This is a genomic window from Streptomyces sp. Xyl84, assembly GCF_059731885.1.
The window spans coordinates 2,356,063-2,373,566 of record NZ_AP029182.1 but is presented as its reverse complement, the minus strand read 5'-3'; the positions used below and the strand labels follow the sequence as shown (position 1 = coordinate 2,373,566).

Annotated in this window: 16 protein-coding genes; 8 read left to right on the top strand and 8 right to left on the bottom strand. The window is 72.9% G+C overall.

The genetic code is table 11. The features are described 5' to 3' along the window. Positions 1-117 precede the first annotated feature (117 nt). From AC6I72_RS10040 to mce, 3 genes are all read right to left on the bottom strand, one after another. The gene (locus AC6I72_RS10040; protein ID WP_498000477.1) at positions 118-1,053 is read right to left on the bottom strand and encodes a cellulose-binding protein; all 936 of its coding nucleotides are present in this window, start codon (positions 1,051-1,053) and stop codon (positions 118-120) included. A 194-nt stretch (positions 1,054-1,247) separates the two neighbouring features. After that, positions 1,248-5,294 (bottom strand): polarized growth protein Scy, encoded by a 4,047-nt coding sequence (scy, locus tag AC6I72_RS10035; protein WP_498000476.1) that lies wholly within the window; start codon positions 5,292-5,294, stop codon positions 1,248-1,250. A gap of 231 nt (positions 5,295-5,525) precedes the next feature. Then, positions 5,526-5,966 carry a methylmalonyl-CoA epimerase gene (gene mce / locus AC6I72_RS10030; protein WP_037851751.1) on the bottom strand — a complete coding sequence of 147 codons (441 nt, stop codon included), beginning with the start codon at positions 5,964-5,966 and terminating at the stop codon, positions 5,526-5,528. A gap of 150 nt (positions 5,967-6,116) precedes the next feature. Between mce and AC6I72_RS10025 the strand changes: the two genes are divergently transcribed. Beyond that, a complete protein-coding gene (locus AC6I72_RS10025) occupies positions 6,117-7,325 on the top strand; it encodes an acetyl-CoA C-acetyltransferase (RefSeq protein ID WP_498000475.1) in 1,209 nt (402 codons plus the stop codon). 76 nt (positions 7,326-7,401) lie between these two features. Continuing rightward, complete coding sequence (meaB, locus tag AC6I72_RS10020; RefSeq protein WP_498004639.1) at positions 7,402-8,358, top strand: methylmalonyl Co-A mutase-associated GTPase MeaB; 957 nt, start codon at positions 7,402-7,404, stop codon at positions 8,356-8,358. A gap of 249 nt (positions 8,359-8,607) precedes the next feature. On the opposite strand, the gene AC6I72_RS10015 is transcribed toward meaB, so the two are convergent. The 4 genes from AC6I72_RS10015 to AC6I72_RS10000 all read right to left on the bottom strand — a co-directional run bounded on the left by AC6I72_RS10015 (position 8,608) and on the right by AC6I72_RS10000 (position 11,261). After that, positions 8,608-9,084: a MarR family winged helix-turn-helix transcriptional regulator gene (locus AC6I72_RS10015; RefSeq protein ID WP_366724809.1), complete on the bottom strand. Its 477-nt coding sequence runs from the start codon at positions 9,082-9,084 to the stop codon at positions 8,608-8,610. Positions 9,085-9,179: 95 nt separating this feature from the next. Next, positions 9,180-9,980: an AIM24 family protein gene (locus AC6I72_RS10010; protein ID WP_498000474.1), complete on the bottom strand. Its 801-nt coding sequence runs from the start codon at positions 9,978-9,980 to the stop codon at positions 9,180-9,182. Next, positions 9,977-10,627: an AIM24 family protein gene (locus AC6I72_RS10005; RefSeq protein WP_366724807.1), complete on the bottom strand. Its 651-nt coding sequence runs from the start codon at positions 10,625-10,627 to the stop codon at positions 9,977-9,979. Before AC6I72_RS10005 ends, AC6I72_RS10010 begins: the two co-directional genes overlap by 4 nt. 1 nt (position 10,628) lies before the next feature. Then, the gene (locus tag AC6I72_RS10000) at positions 10,629-11,261 is read right to left on the bottom strand and encodes an AIM24 family protein (RefSeq protein ID WP_037851741.1); all 633 of its coding nucleotides are present in this window, start codon (positions 11,259-11,261) and stop codon (positions 10,629-10,631) included. Positions 11,262-11,443: 182 nt separating this feature from the next. On the opposite strand from AC6I72_RS10000, the gene AC6I72_RS09995 reads away from it, so the two are divergent. Together AC6I72_RS09995 and AC6I72_RS09990 are read left to right on the top strand one after the other, a co-directional pair. Further along, a complete protein-coding gene (locus tag AC6I72_RS09995) occupies positions 11,444-11,788 on the top strand; it encodes a DUF3817 domain-containing protein (protein ID WP_360969235.1) in 345 nt (114 codons plus the stop codon). Then, the gene (locus tag AC6I72_RS09990; RefSeq protein WP_037851736.1) at positions 11,785-12,081 is read left to right on the top strand and encodes an MTH1187 family thiamine-binding protein; all 297 of its coding nucleotides are present in this window, start codon (positions 11,785-11,787) and stop codon (positions 12,079-12,081) included. The genes AC6I72_RS09995 and AC6I72_RS09990 overlap by 4 nt, the downstream gene beginning before the upstream one ends. 241 nt (positions 12,082-12,322) lie before the next feature. Here AC6I72_RS09990 and AC6I72_RS09985 read toward each other — a convergent pair whose 3' ends face one another. Next, on the bottom strand, positions 12,323-13,315 hold the full coding sequence (locus AC6I72_RS09985; protein ID WP_498000473.1) for an ArsR/SmtB family transcription factor: 993 nt from the start codon (positions 13,313-13,315) through the stop codon (positions 12,323-12,325). Between the two features lie 79 nt (positions 13,316-13,394). Here AC6I72_RS09985 and AC6I72_RS09980 point away from each other — a divergent pair, with 79 nt between their 5' ends. The 4 genes from AC6I72_RS09980 to icmA all read left to right on the top strand — a co-directional run bounded on the left by AC6I72_RS09980 (position 13,395) and on the right by icmA (position 17,391). Next, positions 13,395-14,669 carry an MFS transporter gene (locus AC6I72_RS09980; protein ID WP_498000472.1) on the top strand — a complete coding sequence of 425 codons (1,275 nt, stop codon included), beginning with the start codon at positions 13,395-13,397 and terminating at the stop codon, positions 14,667-14,669. Between the two features lie 33 nt (positions 14,670-14,702). Further along, complete coding sequence (locus tag AC6I72_RS09975; RefSeq protein ID WP_498000471.1) at positions 14,703-15,212, top strand: MarR family winged helix-turn-helix transcriptional regulator; 510 nt, start codon at positions 14,703-14,705, stop codon at positions 15,210-15,212. 66 nt (positions 15,213-15,278) lie between these two features. After that, positions 15,279-15,617, top strand: coding sequence for a DUF3817 domain-containing protein (locus AC6I72_RS09970; protein ID WP_037851732.1), 339 nt, complete (start codon positions 15,279-15,281; stop codon positions 15,615-15,617). Between the two features lie 73 nt (positions 15,618-15,690). Beyond that, complete coding sequence (gene icmA / locus AC6I72_RS09965; protein ID WP_498000470.1) at positions 15,691-17,391, top strand: coenzyme B12-dependent isobutyryl-CoA mutase large subunit; 1,701 nt, start codon at positions 15,691-15,693, stop codon at positions 17,389-17,391. Positions 17,392-17,504: the final 113 nt, after the last annotated feature.

Sequence of the window (17,504 nt, the reverse complement as noted above, 5' to 3'; positions counted from 1 at the left end):
CGGCCCCCACGACCGCGAGGGGTCGTGAGGGCCGGCGTCACGCTCGTGCCCGGATTCGCCGACAGTGTCCCGGTGGCCGGCGCGGGGCCCGCTCACCGGGACCGCTGCCCCCCCGGGTTACCGCGTCTGCTGCGCCGGGACTCCGCGGGAGACCGGCTCGTCCTCGGCCGGGCTGCCCGCGGCGGCCACCGCGGCACCGGTCAGCGTCGCCAGCATCTCGCGGACGTTCGTCAGCTGGGCGTTGATCGAGTCGCGGCGGTTGGTCAGCGCCGCCAGCTCACGCTCGGACTCCGAACGGATGCGGTCCGCCTTGGCGTTGGCGTCGGCCACGATGTCCTCGGCCTGGCGCTGCGCCGTCTCCACGGTCTGGCGGGCGCGGCGCTCCGCGTCGGTGCGCAGCTTCTCCGCCTCCAGACGCAGCTGCTCGGCGCGGTGCTCGATCTCCGCGAGCCGCTTCTCCGCCTTCTGCTGGCGGAGCGTCAGGTCACGTTCGGACTGCTCGCGGCGCTTGGCCAGGTTCGTCTCGAAGTCGGCGGCGGCCTGCGCGGCCTTGGCGCGGGTCTCCTCGAAGAGGGCGTCCGCCTCCTCCCGCTTGGACTGCGCGTCCTTCTGCGCCTCGGTGCGCAGCTGGGAGGCCTCGCTCTTGGCCTTCTCGACGATCCGGACGCCCTCGTCCTCGGCCCTGGCCTTGCGCTCCGCGGCGAAGGACTCGGCGTCGTTGCGGACCTGCTGCGCCGACGCCTCGGCCAGCTCACGGTGCTGCTCGGCAGCGCGCGCGGCCTCCTCACGCAGATCCTTGGCCTCCTCCTCGGCGAGGCGGAGGATCTTCTCGACCCGGGCGCCGAGACCCGCGTACGACGGTTCGGCGTCGGAGATCTGGGCCTGCGCCGTCTGCGTCTCGAGGTGGAGCTCCTCGATGCGCTTCTCCAGCATCTTGGTCTGCGCGCGGGCGTCGGCGAGGTCGGAGTCGAGCCTGGCGATGTAGTCGTCCACCTGAGCGCGGTCGTACCCACGCCGCACATGCTCGAAGCCGTAGGGGGAAGTGTCGCTCATGGGGTTCCTGTCGAATGAGACCGGTGAGGTGATAGGTCGAATCCTAGGGGCCGAAGCGGTGTGTCATCGAGCGGATACGTGTTTGATCTGGAGAATGACACCTCTTTTGGGTGGCTGACCGCCGGAGCACTTGCCAAGTACCCCGGCGAAGCCTTCGGAAGCTCCCCCGTGAGGCCCCGAATTCACCCTAAAGGCTAACCTTCTGACGACTTGCCACCCGACCGGGGTGCGCCCACCGTCGCGCCCGCCCGGACCCCGGTGTCCTTCCCGGACCCCGGCGCCTCGAAGGACTCCAGCGCCTCCAGCACATCCTGGACCCGGGAGATCTCGGCGTTGATGTCCTCGCGCCGGCGCACCAGGATCTCCAGCTCGCGCTTGCCCTCCTCGACCGTGCGCCGCGCCTCCTGGACCGCCTCCGCCTTCAGCTCCTCGGCTTCCTTGACGAGCTTCGCCTTCTTCTGCTCGGCCTCCTTGAGCAGCCCCTCGGCCTTCTTCACCGCGGCGATGCGCACCTTGCCCGCCTCGGTGTTGGCGTCCGAGACGATCTCCTTGGCCTTGGCCTGCGCCTTCGCCAACTGCTCCTCGGCGGCCTTGATCAGCGCGTCGCAGCGGTCGCCGGTCGACTTCATCGTCTCGGCGGCCTCGCGGCGGGCCCGCTCGTGCAGCTCCTCGATCTCGGTGGTGAGGCGCTGGCGCAGCTCCTCGGCGCGCTCGCGGATCTGCGTGGCGTCCCGGCGGGCACCGACCAGCAGTTCGTCCGCGTCCGTACGGGCCTTCTCCACCGCCGTGTTGCCCTGGACGGTCGCCTCGGCCAGGATCCGCTCGGCCTCCTGGCGGGCCGCGCCCACCATCGTGTCGGCCTGCGACTCCGCGTCCGCCTTGGTCTTGACCGCGTTCGCCTGCGCCTCGGTGAGCAGCTTGTCGGCCTCGGCGGTGGTCTCGGTGATCAGCTTGTCGACCTGCTCGGCCGCCTCCGAACGCCGCTTGTTCGCTTCCTGGCGGGCCTCGTCCAGGGTCCGCTCGGCCTCCTCGCGGGCGGCCGTCGTCAGCCGCTCGGCCTCCGCCGCCGCCGCGGCCTCGACCCGCTCCGACTCGATGCGGATCCGCTCGGCGCGGGCCTGGGCGGAGCCGACCGTCTCCGCGGCCTCGGCGCGCAGCCGCTCCGCGTCCCCCGTGGCGTCCGAGATCAGCTTCTCCGCCCGGGCGACGGAACGGGCCCGCACCCGCTCGGCCTCGGCGAGCGCCTCGGTCCGTACCCGCTCGGCCTCCGCGGCCGTCTCCGTGCGCAGCCGGTCCGTCTCGGCGACGGTGTCGGCCCGCAGCTGATCAGTCTCCGCGACGGTGTCCGCGCGCAGTTGATCGGTCTCCGCGACGGTGTCCGCGCGCAGCTGATCGGTCTCCGCGATGGTGTCCGCGCGCAGCCGCTCGGCCTCCGCCGCCGTCTCCGTCTGCAGCCGCTCGGCCTCCGAACGCGCCTCGGAGATCAGCGCGTCCGCCTGGGTCGCCGCGTCCGAACGGATCCGGTTGGCGTCGTCCCGGGCGTCCGCACGCGTCCGCGTGGCGTCCTGCTCGGCCTGCGCGATCGTGTCGGACGCCTCGGTCCGCACCCGCTGCGCGTGCTCGGCGACGTCCGTACGGATCCGCTCGGCCTCCGCGATGGCCTCGGACACCGTGCGCTCGGCCAGCGCCTTGGCGGCCTCGGTCTCCTCGCCCGCCTCGCGCCGCAGCCGGGCCGCGTCCTCGCTCGCCCGCTCCCGCTCGGCGTAGGCGTCGGAGCGGACCCGGTCCGCCTCCTGCTCGGCCTCCCGCTTCGTACGGTCCGCCGCGTGCTCGGCGGCCGAACGCAGCCCGGCGATCTCCTCCTGCGCCTGCTCGTGCAGCCCGGCCACGGAGTCCCGCACCTGCTGCGCGTGCTGCTCGGCGGCCGACACCATCTCGGTGGCGCGCCGGTCGGCCTCCTCCACCAGCCGGGTGGCCTCGGCCTGCGCCTCCTCCACCCGCCTGCGCGCCGACGCCAGCAGCTCCTCGCTCTGCTCGCGCGCCCGCTCCCGCTCCTGGCCGGCCTCCTGGCGGGCGGAACCGAGCAGTTCCTCGGCCTCGCGGCGGCGCCGGGCCGCCTCCTCCCGCGCGGCCTCCAGCGTCTCGGACGCCTCCGCGCCCAGCCGCTCCGCGGCGGCCTGCGCCTCGGCACGGACCCGGTCGGCGGTCTCCTGGGCCTCCGTCTTCAGGCGTTCCGCCTCGGCCGCGGCCTCCGACCGCAGCCGCACGGCGACGGCCTCGCCCTCGGCGCGGGAGGCCGACGCGTCCGCGGCGGCCTCGTCCCGCAGCCGCACGGCCTCGGCCTCCGCCTGCTGCTGGAGCGTCCGGATCCGCTCGGCGGCCTCGGCGCGCAGCCGCTCGGCCTCCTCGGCGGCCTCGCGGCGGATCCGCTCGGCCTCCTCCCGGGCGTCGGTGAGCGACTGCTCGGCGGCGGCCAGGCGCTCCTCGGCCTCGGTGTGCAGCCGGGTCAGCTCCTCGGTGGCCTCGGCCTGCCGGGCCGCCAGCGCGCGCTCGGTCTCCTCGCGCAGCCCGGTCGCGGCGCGCTCGGCCTCCGCCCGGACCGACTCGGCGTGCTCGTCCGCCTCCGTCCGGTGCCGTTCGGCCTCCGCGCGGGCGCGCTCCAGGGTCTCCTCGGCCTGCCGGCGCAGCGCGGTGGCCCGCTCGATGGCCTCGGTGCGGACCTTCTCGCTGTCCGCGGTCGCGCTGCCGCGCAGCTCGTCGGCGTCCGCCTTCGCCTTGGCCAGCAGCTCCTCGGCGGACTTCGCCGCCTCCTCGATCTGCGCCACGGCCTCGCGCCGGGCCTCCGCGCGGATCTTCTCGCCCTCGGCGACCGCGTCGGAGCGCAGCTGCTCGGCCTCGCCGCGCAGCCTGCGCGCCTCCTCCTGCAGCTCGACCGTCTTGGCGCGGTACTCCTTGGTGTCGTCCTTCGCCGCGCCCTTGAGCTGCTCGGCGATGTCGTGCGCCTCGGCGCGCAGCCGGTCCGCCTCGGCCTCGGCCTCCGAGCGGATCCGCTCGGCCTCCTCGGCCGCCGCCTTCGTGGTCTTCTTGGCGTCCTCGGACGCCTTGTTCAGCACGTCCTCGGCGGTCTTGGCCGCCTTGGACAGCTGGGTGGCCGTCTCCTCCGCGGTGACGCTGCGGGCCTTCTCCGAGGCCTCGGCGACGATCTTCTCCGCCTCGGCACGGGCGTCCGCGACCAGCTGCTCGGCCTCGGACTTCGTGCTCTCGGCCTCCTTGGTGGCCTCCTCGACCAGCCGGGCGACCTGTTCCTTGGCGGTGCGGGTGCGCTGCTCGTTGGCCGACTCCGCGCTCGCCAGTGCCTTGGCGGCGCTCTCCCTGGCCTCGGTGACCAGCTTCTCGGCCTCGGCCTGCGCCTTGCGCAGCGCCTCCTCGGCCTGTGCCATCCGCTGCTCGGCGGCCCGGCTCAGCTCGGCGCTCTGCCGGCGGGCGGCGTCCGACTCGCTGGCCGTGGTGCTGCGCAGCTGCTCGGCGTGGTCGGTGGCCTCCTGCGCCTGGGTGGAGGCCGCGTTGAGCAGGCGCTCGGCGTCGGTGCGGGCCCGGCGCAGGATCTGCTCGGCCTCCGCGCGCGCCGACTCGGCCTCGCCGCGCAGCCGCTGCCGGGCCTCGGCGGTCAGCCGCTCGGCCTCGGCGCGGGCCGCGGCCATGGCCTGCTCGGCCTCGGCGCGGGACTCGTCGAGGAGGCGGCGGGCCTGCTGCTCGGTGCGGGCGCGCAGCTGTTCGGCCCAGGCCACGTTCTCGTTGACGTGGGACTCGACGGTCTGCCGGCGCTCGGCCAGCTCCTGGTCGAGCTGCTGGCGCCGGGTCACCGCCTCCTGGTGCAGCTCGGCCTGGAGCTGGGCGGCCTGCTCGGCGTGCTCCTGGAGGATGCGCTGGGTCTGCGCCCGGGCCTGGCTCAGCTCGCGCTCGGCGTCGGCGCGGATCTGGTCGGCCTGCACCTGCGCCTGGCGCAGCAACTGCTCGGCCTGGTAACCGATGTCGGCGCTGTCGTAGGCGGGCCGGGTCATGATGGTGCGACGCGCCTCGTGCAGCTTGGCGCGCAGCACCTCGACCTGGTAGCCGAGGTCCTCGGCGTGCTGGATCGCCTTTTCCCGCTCGGTCTTCAGCCGCTCCATCTCGGCCTCGAACCGAGAGAGGTGGTCGACGTCAGCCGCCGGCTCTCGCTCCTGGCGTTCGTAGCCCCGCACTGCGCGGTCCCATCCGTCCCCTGGTCGCAAGCCTGTCCAAACGAGCTCCGTCCATCCGCCGAACGGGGCCCCCGGGGGAATGGTGTCAGATCGACGGCGGAGCATGGGCTGCTGCCCCGTCGCTCGTCCCCCGAAACCCGGACCCCGGCGCTCCCGCCTTGACGGCAGGACCGGATCGTCCCGTTGCCGGTGACGATCGCCCCCAACCCTACCGGCCCTTATGTACGTCGGTCAGTGCTCGGCCGACTCGACGGGCGCCGAAGTGACCAGTTCTGTGAGGACACCGTGGCAGTCCTTGGGGTGCAGGAAGGTGATCCGTGACCCCATGGAGCCGCGTCGCGGCTCCTCGTACAGCACGCGGACGCCCTTGTCCCGGATGTCCGCGGCGTCCGCGTCGACGTCCGCGGTGCCGAAGGCGATGTGGTGGACGCCCTCGCCGTTCTTCGCGAGCCACTTGCCCACGGCGGAATCCTCGCGGGTCGGCTCCAGGAGCTGGAGGTAGGAGGCGCCGCCGTCCGACGTCCCGTTGATCCTGAGCATGGCCTCGCGCACGCCCTGCTCCTCGTTGACCTCGGTGTGGAACACCTCGAAGCCGTACGTGGTCCGGTAGAACTCGACGGTCGCGTCGAGGTCGTGGCAGGCGATCCCGATGTGGTCGATTCGCGTCAGCATGGTTTCAGTGGAGCGCGGGCGGGGTGGTTACGCAACGTGCGCGCGATCACACCGACGGCCCGATGACGGGGCCGACCGCCGCTCAGTACATTCGAAGTAAACCCTCGTTCACTCCTCGGCTGTGCAGGCCGGTAAGGGGAATCGCAGCTCATGTCTTCTGGAAACTCCGGTACGACCGGCTCCGTGATCGTCGCCGGCGCACGCACGCCCATGGGCCGGCTGCTCGGCTCCCTGAAGTCGTTCTCCGGTGCCGACCTGGGCGGTTTCGCGATCAAGGCGGCCCTGGACCGCGCGGGCATCGGCGGCGACCAGGTGCAGTACGTGATCATGGGCCAGGTGCTCCAGGCGGGCGCCGGGCAGATCCCGGCCCGCCAGGCCGCCGTGAAGGCCGGCATCCCGATGAACGTCCCGGCGCTCACGGTCAACAAGGTGTGTCTCTCCGGCCTCGACGCGATCGCGCTGGCCGACCAGCTCATCCGCGCGGGCGAGTTCGACATCGTCGTGGCCGGCGGTCAGGAGTCCATGACCAACGCCCCCCACCTGCTGCCGAAGTCCCGCGACGGCTACAAGTACGGCGCGGTGGAGATGCTCGACGCGATGGCGTACGACGGCCTGACCGACGCCTTCGAGAACATCGCCATGGGCGAGTCGACGGAGAAGCACAACGCCCGCCTGGGCATCGGGCGCGCCGAGCAGGACGAGATCGCCGCCCTGTCCCACCAGCGCGCCGCCGCCGCCCAGAAGAACGGCGTCTTCGAGGCCGAGATCACCCCTGTGGAGATCCCGCAGCGCAAGGGCGACCCGGTGCTGTTCAGCAAGGACGAGGGCATCCGCGGCGACACCACCGCCGAGGGCCTGGGCAAGCTGCGCCCGGCCTTCACCAAGGACGGCACGATCACCGCCGGGTCCTCCTCGCAGATCTCCGACGGCGCCGCGGCCGTGGTCGTGATGAGCAGGGCCAAGGCCGAGGAGCTGGGCCTGGACTGGATCGCCGAGATCGGCGCCCACGGCAACGTGGCGGGCCCGGACAACTCCCTGCAGTCCCAGCCGTCCAACGCGATCCTGCACGCCCTGAAGAAGGAGGGCCTGGACGTCTCCGACCTCGACCTGATCGAGATCAACGAGGCGTTCGCCGCGGTGGCCGTGCAGTCAATGAAGGATCTCGGGGTGTCCACCGAAAAGGTGAACGTGAACGGCGGCGCGATCGCCCTCGGTCACCCGATCGGGATGTCCGGCGCCCGTCTGGTGCTCCACCTGGCGCTGGAGCTGAAGCGCCGGGGCGGCGGGGTCGGCGCGGCGGCGCTGTGCGGCGGCGGCGGCCAGGGCGACGCGCTGATCGTCCGGGTGCCCAAGGCCTGACGGCCGGGCTGTCCCCCGACCGACCTCTCGCCGTACGTTCGAATCGTCGTACGTGGAACACGTGAACGGAGCTGTGATGCAGGACGTCTCCTCGCTGGTGGCCCAGGCCAGGGACGGCCGGCCGCGGGCCGTGGCCCGGCTGATCTCGCTGGTGGAGGGGGCGTCCCCGCAGCTGCGGGAGGTCATGGCGGCCCTCGCGCCGCTGACCGGCAACGCCTACGTCGTCGGTCTCACCGGCTCCCCGGGGGTCGGCAAGTCGACCTCCACCTCGGCGCTGGTGACGGCGTACCGCAAGCAGGGCAAGCGGGTCGGCGTCCTCGCCGTCGACCCGTCCTCGCCGTTCTCCGGCGGCGCGCTGCTCGGTGACCGGGTGCGTATGTCGGAGCACGCCTCCGACCCGGGGGTCTACATCCGCTCCATGGCGACCCGCGGCCACCTCGGCGGCCTCGCCTGGGCCGCGCCGCAGGCCATCCGGGTGCTGGACGCGGCGGGCTGCGACGTGATCCTGGTCGAGACGGTCGGCGTCGGCCAGTCGGAGGTGGAGATCGCCTCCCAGGCCGACACCAGCGTCGTCCTCCTGGCCCCCGGCATGGGGGACGGCATCCAGGCGGCCAAGGCCGGGATCCTGGAGATCGGCGACGTCTACGTCGTCAACAAGGCCGACCGGGACGGCGCGGACGCCACCGCCCGCGAGCTGAACCACATGCTGGGCCTCGGCGAGGCCCGCGGTCCCGGCGACTGGCGTCCGCCCATCGTCAAGACCGTGGCGGCCCGGGCGGAGGGTGTCGACGAGGTCGTCGAGGCCCTGGAGAAGCACCGGGCCTGGATGGAGGAGCGGGGCGTCCTGACCGAGCGCCGCCGTGCCCGCGCGGCCCGCGAGGTGGAGACCATCGCGGTCACCGCCCTGCGCGAACGCATCGGCGACCTGCACGGCGACCGGCGTCTGAGCGCGCTGTCCGAGCGGATCGTCGCGGGCGAACTGGACCCGTACCGCGCGGCCGACGAACTGGTGGCGGGCCTGACCCAGGGCTGAACCGCCCGCGGCGGGGCGCGCGGGAACGGGGGAGTGCCACGGCAGCCTGCACCGGCCCCCCGCCGGCGCGGGGGCCCGCCACGCCCTCCGCCCCCCCGGCGCGAGCACCGGGTCCGACGGAGGGGCTGTCCGACGGCGGCCGGGTCCCCACCGGAGGAGTTGCCCCGGCGCAGTGCCCGGGGCTGCCGCCGTGGTGGGTCCGGGGCCGTCCGGTGGCGTCTGCCGCGGGCCCCGGACAGGACCAGGGGCTTACGGGCGTCCCCGCTGCCCCCGCAGGTGCTCCGCGATGGGCTTCAGCGCCTTGTCCAGTTCCGTCAGCGCCTCCGGGTCCAGCAGGTCGATGAAGTGCCGCCGCACCGACGCCACGTGGTGCGGCGCGACCTTCCGCATCGTCTCCATGCCGTGCTCCGTGAGGACGGCGTACAGCCCGCGGCGGTCGGACTCGCAGTTCTCGCGGCGCACCAGGTCCGCGTTCTCCATGCGGGTGATCTGGTGCGAGAGGCGGCTCTTGGACTGGAGGGTGGCGGACGCGAGGTCGCTCATCCGCATCCGTACGTCCTCGGACTCGGAGAGGTTCACCAGGATCTCGTAGTCGTTCATCGTCAGGCCGAACGGCTGCAGGTCCTTCTCGAGCTGGTACGTCAACAGCCTGTTGACCTCCAGGTGGGTGCGCCAGGCGCACTGCTCCGCATCGGTCAGCCAGCGCGTGGCCGTCTCGGTCTCCATGAATGAAGTCTACCTAAGAAGTTGAAAGGCGAACTAGTGAGGGGTGGTGTGACGGCGCGCACGCGTTCGAGCCGTCACACTCCGCAGACTACCGCTCACAGCCCGAAGCGACGCTGGAGGTCTCCGAGCTGTCCGGGAAGGCGCGGTGCGCCGGCCTGCTGTCCCGGCCCTGCCGGGCCCGCCCCGCCGGGCACCCCGGGCTCGTTCGGCGGGGCTCCCACGGCCTGCTCCGCCATCAGGGCCTCCGACGACTGGAGCAGCACCGTCCCGGCCCCGACGAACTCGAACTGGTGCTCCTCCCCGGAGGCGCCGCCGAGCCCCGTCATCGCACGTAGACCGCCCAGGACGCCGGTCATGTACCCGTGGTCGTAGTGGTGGCACGGCGAGGGGCAGTCGGCCCAGCCGACGAGTGCCTGCGGGTCCACCCGGATCGGGGGTTCCATGAAGACCACCGGCCCGTTCGACGCGGCCACGAACTTTCCGGTCCCGATCAGCGTCAGGAAGCCCGGCACGATCGACTGCTTCAGCGCGAGACTTGGCTGAAAAGCAAGCAGGTTGCCCGAGCGAATGGTCAGGTTGCCGTCGTCCAGGTCGAAGGAGTTGACGTCGAAGGCCCGGTCGGCGAGGAGCATCTTGCCCGAGCCCTCCGCCACCACCCAGTCCGCGGCGTGCAGAGGCGAATGGAACGACGTCCGCACCAGGCGGTCCAGCCGCCCGTGCCCGAAGCCATTGAACTCGATCGCCCCGTAATAGGCGATCATCTTCCCCTTCTGGAGGAACCACTGACTTCCCTTCAGCTCCACGCAGAAGGTGTAGTGGTTGACGTTGTCGTCGGCCGGCAGGGTCATCGGGTCGTACACCACGGGCCCGGCGCCGGGCGTTCCGTACGCGCTCACAGCTTCTCCTCCGACGCCTGGACGTAGACCATGCCGCTGCCGCTCAGCTCCAGCTGGAACGCCTCCCCGGACCCCCGCCCCACCATGTCCCGCCAGCCCAGCGCGGCCGACAGCTTGTTGCGGACCTCGCCGTGGTGGGCGACGTAGGCCTGCGGGTCCACGTGGACCGGGCGCTGCGGGGTGATCGGGATCTCCAGGACCCCGCCGTGCGCCATGACCGCCACCGCGCCGTGCCCCTTCAGCGTGGTCGTGAACAGTCCCTGGCCCGTCACCTGACCGCGCACCATGCCCATGACCCCGCCCTGCGAGCCCATGAACATCGTGCCCTGCTGGAGGGTGCCCTCGAAGGCGAGCAGGCGGTCCGCCTCCACGTACAGCGTGTCGCCGGACAGGCCGATCACCTGGACGTGGTGCCCGCCGTGCCCGAAGAAGACCGTGCCGCTGCCCTCCACGGTCATCAGGGGCGTCGCCTCGCCCGCCACCCTGCGCCCGATCATGGACATCAGGCCGCCCTGACCGCCCTGGATGTTCGGGGTGAACGAGACGTCGCCCCGGTACGCCAGCATCGCGCCCCGCTGACTGAACAGCCGCTGCCCCGGCACCACGGTGGCCTCGACCATCTTCGAGTTGATCTCACGGAAGGTCATCTCACACGTCCCCCGCGATCGTGTTCCGCTCGCTCGGCTGCACGTACACCAGGCCGTCCCCCTCGAAGCGGATCTGGAAGGCCTCCCCGCCGCCCTCGCCGAGGAAGGTGCGGAAGGTCACGCCGGACTGGAACGTCTGCCGCAGGTTCCCCTGGTGCGCGATGTACGCGCCGGGGTCGACGGTCAGCGGGTACTGGGCGCTCACCCGCAGCACCACGGCCGGCCCGTCCGACATGATCGCCGCCTGGCCGTGGCCCTCGACGGTGGTCGTGAACAGCCCGTTGCCCTGCGAGGCGCCGCGCAGCCCGGTGAACGTCGTCCCCGTTCTCAGGGCGGCGTCGGTCGCGAGCAGGTTGCTCGACTCCACGTACAGCTTCTCCCCCTGGAGCCGGACGAGATTGATCTCGGACGCCCGGTCCGCGAACCAGCAGGTCCCCTGCCCCCGCACCTCCATCACGGTCATCTGCTCACCGGTGAGCCGCCGCGTCACCATCCCGCGCAGGCCCTCACCGCCACCTGTCAGCTTCTTGAAGGCCATCTGCCCGTCGTACGCGACCATCGAGCCGTTCTTCGCCTTCACGGCGTCCCCGGTCATGTCGACGGCGAGCACCTTGCTGCCTTGCAGTCGGAACATCGCCACGCACAGAAGGTAGCGGCGAAGGGGGAGGAGAAGACAGGTCCCACGGGTGGAGACGGCCCCTGAGCGGCCCCCTAGGGGCTGTCCGCCCCCGGAGGTTTGCCACAATGGACGAAACTTTGTGCCTGCGTTCACAAACCCGGCCGCAGCTCCCGTGTCTCTCCCACCGAAGGTGACCTGTGGACATCAAGACCGCCACCGCCCTCCGCCGCCTCCGCCTGGTCTCCGCCCCCGAGGCGGTGAGCTTCATCCTCCTGCTGGTCTGCTCGGTCCTGAAGCGGACGACCGACTTCAACGCGGTCCCCGCGATGGGCTCGATCCACGGCGTCCTCTTCGTCCTCTACGTGATCTTCTGGGCCGACGCCTGGAACCGCACCAAGTGGCCGCTGAAGACCGCCGCCCTCTACTTCGTCCTGTCGGTCCTGCCCACCGGCGGCTTCTTCGCCGAGCGCAAGCTCAAGCGCGAGGCCGAGGACGCGGTCATCGCCTCCCGCGCCCGCCGCGAGGGAGTGGTGAACGCGTGATCGTCGCCTTCTCCGTGACCCCGCTGGGCGTCGGCGAGGACGTGGGCGAGTACGTCGCCGACGCCGTCCGCGTCGTCCGCGCGTCCGGCCTGCCGCACCGCACCGACGCCATGTTCACCTCGATCGAGGGGGAGTGGGACGAGGTGATGGACGTGGTCCGGCGCGCCGTCGCCGCGGTGGAGGCCCGCGCTCCCCGCGTCTCCCTCGTCCTCAAGGCGGACATCCGCCCCGGCGTGACGGACGGCCTCACCTCAAAGGTGGAGACGGTCGAACGGCACCTGGCCGGGGAGTAGCCCCCGCCGGCACCCCGCACCGAGTCCGGGGCGGTCACGCACCACCCGTGAGACCGCCCCGGGCCACGCCGGCGTCCCTGACCGCCGCCGTGCCCGTCCCCGCCGTCCGCCCGCCGCTGCGCCCGTGCGACGCCCGCCACCGTGGCCCAGCCCAGCCCAGCCCTCCGCTGGGACCGCGCCGCGCCCGGGCCTCAGCCCGTCGCCGCGGGCCCGGCGCGCCGCCCCCGCGTCCCCGGCCCGCTCACCGCGCCTCACCCCCGGACGCCGCCAGTGCCATCCCCAGCGGTGTCCGCTCGTACAGCACCCGGTGCCCGTACCGCCGTGCCGTGAGCAGCCCCGCGTCCCGCAGCACCGTCAGATGCGCGGACACCGACGACGGGGCCAGCCCGAGCCGGTGCGCCAGGTCCGACGTCGTCGCCGGGTCGGTCAGCGCGCCCAGCACCGCCGCCCGCCCCCGCCCCAGCAGCCGTACCAGCGCCTGTGTCCCCGCCGTGCCCGGCTCGGTCCACAGCCCCGCCAGGCCCCGCGCCGGATACGCCAGCGTCGGCTGCCACGGAGGTTCGAAGCCGCTGATCACCTCCGGCCAGGAGAACACGCTCGGCAGCAGCACCAGCCCCTGCCCGGCCAGATCGCGGCCGTGCTCGCCGTGCCAGTCCACGGTCAGCGTCCGCCCGTCCCAGGACAGCCGGCGGTCCAGCTCGGGCAGCAGCACCTCCAGCCCGACCTCGGCCAGCCGCCGCGAGTGGAAGGCGATGTCGGCCTCCAGCAGCGCCCGCAGCCGCGGCCACTCCGGCTCCACCAGCACCCGCCACGCGGCTTCCAGCAGGTCCGCCAGCTCCCGCACCGCCCGCTCCGGATCGGCCAGCAGCGCCCGGCCGGCCGCCGACGCCAGCGCGCCTGGCGTGTCCGCCAGGGCCCGCTCCAGGTCCTCCCGGGCCGCCACCGGATCGGCCGCCCGCACCGCGGCGATCTCCTCCTCGAACGTCGCCGCGGGACCCAGCGGCGGCGGCCCCAGGAAGTCCGGGCTGTGCCCGCGCCGCGGCATGAGCAGCCACAGCGGCGCCAGGTCCAGCCCGCGGGCCGCCTCCCGGATGCGCCGCAGCCACTGCGGGTGGTAGCCGTGCCGGTCCGGCCGCCCCAGCGTCCGCACCGCCTCCTGCGTCTCCCACAGCGGTGACAGCGCGAACCGGCACCGCAGCAGGTCGTCGTCGCCGAAACGCAGACGGAACGGCATGCGCACACCCCAGGAGAGGAAGATTCGGTCTGAGCCGAAAGACTAGGGTCCACGGCGGTGCGGCCGCACGCTGCCGTGCATGTCCCAGCGCTACACCCAGGTCTTCGCCGTCCCCGAGTTCCGCGCCGTCTTCGCCGCGCACGCCCTCTCCCTGCTCGGCGTCATCGTCAGCGAGATCGCCCTGTCCGTCCTCGTCTACGACCTCACCGGCTCGCCCCTGCTCAGCGCCCTCACCTTCGCGCTCGGCTTCCTGCCGTACGTCGTCGGCGGCACGCTCCTGGCCGGGCTCGCCGACCGCTTCCCGGCCCGCCGGGTCCTCGTGACGTGCGACCTGGTGTGCGCGGCGTGCGTGGCGCCCATGGTCGCGCCCGGGGCGCACATCGGCGTCCTGCTCGCACTGCGATGCGCCCTCGCCGTCGTCTCACCGGTGTTCCAGGGCACGCGCATGGCGACCCTCGCCGACATCCTCGGCGACGGCGACCTGTTCGTCCTGGGCCGCTCCCTGCTGCGGATCGTCTCGCAGAGCGCGCTGCTCGTCGGCTACGGCCTCGGCGGCCTGCTGCTCACCGTGGTCAGCCCCCGGCACGCGCTGCTGGTCACCGTGGGCACCTTCCTGGCCTCCGCCGCACTGCTCCGCCTCGGCACCCGGCACCGCACCGCGCGCACCGGGCAGCCCGGTGCCCTGGTGGGCGACTCGCTGCGCGGGGCCCGGCGGGTGCTCGCCGACCGCAGGATTCGCGTCCTGCTCCTGCTCTTCTGGGTGCCGCCCGCGTTCTCGGTGGTGCCCGAGGCCCTGGCGGCCCCGTACGCCGCGGCGCTCGGCACCGGATCCACCGGGCTCGGCCTGCTGATGTGCGCGCTGCCCGTCGGCACCGTGGCCGGCGAGCTGTACGCGGGCTCGCGGCTGGTGCCCGCGGCCCGCGAACGCATCGCGCTCCCGCTGGTCGGCCTCGCGCTGCTGCCCTACCTCGGCTACGCCCTCCACCCCGGCCTCGCGCTCTCCCTGCTCCTGCTCCTGGTCTCCGGCGCCGGGTCGGCGTACACGCTGGGCCTGGACCAGTGGTTCGTCGCCGCCGTCCCCGAGGAGCTGCGCGGGCGCGCGATGACCCTGCTCACCGCCGGGCTCATGACCGTCCAGGGCGTGGGCATGGCCCTGGCGGGGGTCGCGGCCGAGTTCGCCGGGGTGCGTGCGACGGTCGCGGGGGCGGGGGCCCTGGGCACGGTGGCCTGCCTGCTGCTGGCCGGCGCCGCCCGGCGCACCACGGCTCCCGCGCAGGCCGCCCCGAAGGCCCGTACGGACCGCCCCGCGGGGTCCCGCGCGGACCGCCCGGACCGAAAGGCGAGACGGGGCTGACCACGATATGACCGGCGGGTAGGGTCTGGTGCCGTGCCGAAGCCCCTCAGTCTCCCCTTCGACCCCATCGCACGCGCCGACGACCTCTGGAAGCAGCGGTGGGGAAACGTGCCGTCCATGGCGGCGATCACCTCCATCATGCGCGCGCACCAGATCCTGCTGGCCGAGGTCGACGCGGTGGTCAAGCCGTACGGGCTGACGTTCGCGCGCTACGAGGCGCTGGTGCTGCTCACCTTCTCCAAGGCCGGCGAACTGCCGATGTCCAAGATCGGTGAGCGGCTCATGGTGCACCCCACGTCCGTCACGAACACCGTGGACCGCCTGGTCAGGTCCGGCCTGGTCGCCAAGCGCCCCAACCCCAACGACGGCCGCGGCACCCTCGCCGTCATCACCGACAAGGGCCGCGAGGTGGTCGAGTCGGCCACCCGCGACCTGATGGCGATGGACTTCGGCCTGGGCGCCTACGACGCCGAGGAGTGCGCGGAGATCTTCGCCATGCTGCGGCCCCTGCGCGTGGCCGCGCGCGACTTCGACGAGGGCTGACGCCCCGGCCGCGGGCGGTGCGACCCCGGGCAAGATCTCCCGGAACGGACGGTTACGCTCGACTCCATGAAGAAGAGCGTGCTGACCCGCTACCGCGTCATGGCCTACGTCACCGGCGTGCTGCTGGTCCTGCTGACCCTCGGCGTCATCGCCAAGTACGGCCTCCAGATCGACGGCGCGGCGAAGTTCACCACCGTCATCGGTATCGCGCACGGCTGGCTGTACGTGATCTACCTGGTCGTCGCCTTCGACCTGGGCTCCAAGGCGAAGTGGCCGGTGGCCAAGCAGCTGTGGGTGCTGCTCGCCGGGACCGTGCCCACCGCCGCCTTCTTCGTCGAGCGCAGGATCAGCCGCGAGCTGGAGGCGAAGGTCACCGACCGCGCTCCGGCGGTCGCCGAGGCGTAACCGCACCGCCGTACCGCACGCGTACGGCGGTCAGCCGTCGACTTTTACTAGGACGTCCTAGTAAATTTGGAGCATGGACGCTGACGCCATCGCAGAGGGCCGCCGACGCTGGCAGGCCCGGTACGACGCCGCGCGCAAGCGCGATGCTGACTTCACCACGCTCTCCGGCGACCCCGTGGAGCCGGTGTACGGGCCCCGGCCGGGGGACGAGTACGAGGGCTTCGAGCGGATCGGCTGGCCCGGCGAGTACCCCTTCACCCGCGGGCTGTACCCGACCGGCTACCGCGGGCGGACCTGGACCATCCGCCAGTTCGCCGGGTTCGGCAACGCCGAGCAGACCAACGAGCGCTACAAGATGATCCTCGCCGCGGGCGGCGGCGGTCTCTCGGTCGCCTTCGACATGCCCACGCTCATGGGCCGCGACTCCGACGACCCGCGCTCGCTCGGCGAGGTCGGCCACTGCGGGGTGGCCATCGACTCCGCCGCCGACATGGAGGTCCTGTTCAAGGACATCCCGCTCGGCGACGTCACCACCTCGATGACGATCAGCGGGCCCGCGGTGCCCGTCTTCTGCATGTACCTGGTCGCCGCCGAGCGCCAGGGCGTGGACCCCGCCGTCCTCAACGGAACCCTCCAGACGGACATCTTCAAGGAGTACATCGCCCAGAAGGAGTGGCTCTTCCAGCCCGAGCCGCACCTGCGCCTCATCGGTGACCTGATGGAGCACTGCGCCTCGAACATCCCCGCCTACAAGCCGCTGTCCGTCTCCGGCTACCACATCCGCGAGGCCGGGGCGACGGCCGCGCAGGAGCTGGCGTACACCCTCGCGGACGGCTTCGGCTACGTCGAGCTGGGCCTCAGCCGCGGCCTCGACGTGGACGTCTTCGCGCCCGGCCTGTCCTTCTTCTTCGACGCGCACGTCGACTTCTTCGAGGAGATCGCCAAGTTCCGCGCGGCCCGCCGCATCTGGGCCCGCTGGATGCGCGACGTGTACGGCGCGCGGACCGACAAGGCGCAGTGGCTGCGCTTCCACACCCAGACCGCCGGTGTCTCGCTCACCGCCCAGCAGCCGTACAACAACGTCGTGCGCACCGCCGTCGAGGCGCTCGCGGCCGTGCTCGGCGGCACCAACTCCCTGCACACCAACGCCCTGGACGAGACCCTCGCGCTGCCCAGCGAGCAGGCCGCCGAGATCGCGCTGCGCACCCAGCAGGTGCTGATGGAGGAGACCGGCGTCGCCAACGTCGCCGACCCGCTGGGCGGTTCCTGGTACGTCGAGCAGCTGACGGACCGGATCGAGGCGGACGCCGAGAAGATCTTCGACCAGATCAAGGAGCGCGGTCTGCGCGCCCACCCCGACGGCAGGCACCCGATCGGGCCGGTCACCTCCGGCATCCTGCGGGGCATCGAGGACGGCTGGTTCACGGGCGAGATCGCCGAGTCGGCGTTCCGCTACCAGCAGGCGCTGGAGAAGGGCGACAAGCGGGTCGTCGGCGTCAACACGGCGACCGGCTCCGTCACCGGGGACCTGGAGATCCTTCGGGTCAGCCACGAGGTGGAGCGCGAGCAGGTGCGGGCGCTCGGCGCGCGCCGCGGCGCGCGCGACGACGCGGCGGTACGGGCGTCGCTGGACGCCATGCTGGCCGCGGCGCGGTCGGGGGCCAACATGATCGAGCCGATGCTCCGGGCCGTGCGCGCCGAGGCGACGCTGGGCGAGATCTGCGGGGTGCTGCGCGACGAGTGGGGGGTGTACACGGAGCCGGCCGGGTTCTGAAGCGGCTCGGCGGGCGCGGGGCGGCGGTCAGGAGGGCGTGCGGCGACGGGACGCCGCCGCCGCGGTGAGACCGCCGCCACCGGTGCCGCCCCGCGCCCGCCCCGGGGCATCCA

Coding starts and splice junctions, on each gene's coding strand:
- AC6I72_RS10040 (WP_498000477.1), bottom strand. CDS start 1,053: ATGAGCGACACTTCCCCCTACGGCTTCGAGCATGTGCGGCGTGGGTAC.
- mce (WP_037851751.1), bottom strand. CDS start 5,966: ATGCTGACGCGAATCGACCACATCGGGATCGCCTGCCACGACCTCGAC.
- AC6I72_RS10025 (WP_498000475.1), top strand. CDS start 6,117: ATGTCTTCTGGAAACTCCGGTACGACCGGCTCCGTGATCGTCGCCGGC.
- meaB (WP_498004639.1), top strand. CDS start 7,402: ATGCAGGACGTCTCCTCGCTGGTGGCCCAGGCCAGGGACGGCCGGCCG.
- AC6I72_RS10015 (WP_366724809.1), bottom strand. CDS start 9,084: ATGGAGACCGAGACGGCCACGCGCTGGCTGACCGATGCGGAGCAGTGC.
- AC6I72_RS10005 (WP_366724807.1), bottom strand. CDS start 10,627: ATGACCTTCCGTGAGATCAACTCGAAGATGGTCGAGGCCACCGTGGTG.
- AC6I72_RS10000 (WP_037851741.1), bottom strand. CDS start 11,261: ATGTTCCGACTGCAAGGCAGCAAGGTGCTCGCCGTCGACATGACCGGG.
- AC6I72_RS09985 (WP_498000473.1), bottom strand. CDS start 13,315: ATGCCGTTCCGTCTGCGTTTCGGCGACGACGACCTGCTGCGGTGCCGG.
- AC6I72_RS09980 (WP_498000472.1), top strand. CDS start 13,395: ATGTCCCAGCGCTACACCCAGGTCTTCGCCGTCCCCGAGTTCCGCGCC.
- AC6I72_RS09970 (WP_037851732.1), top strand. CDS start 15,279: ATGAAGAAGAGCGTGCTGACCCGCTACCGCGTCATGGCCTACGTCACC.
- icmA (WP_498000470.1), top strand. CDS start 15,691: ATGGACGCTGACGCCATCGCAGAGGGCCGCCGACGCTGGCAGGCCCGG.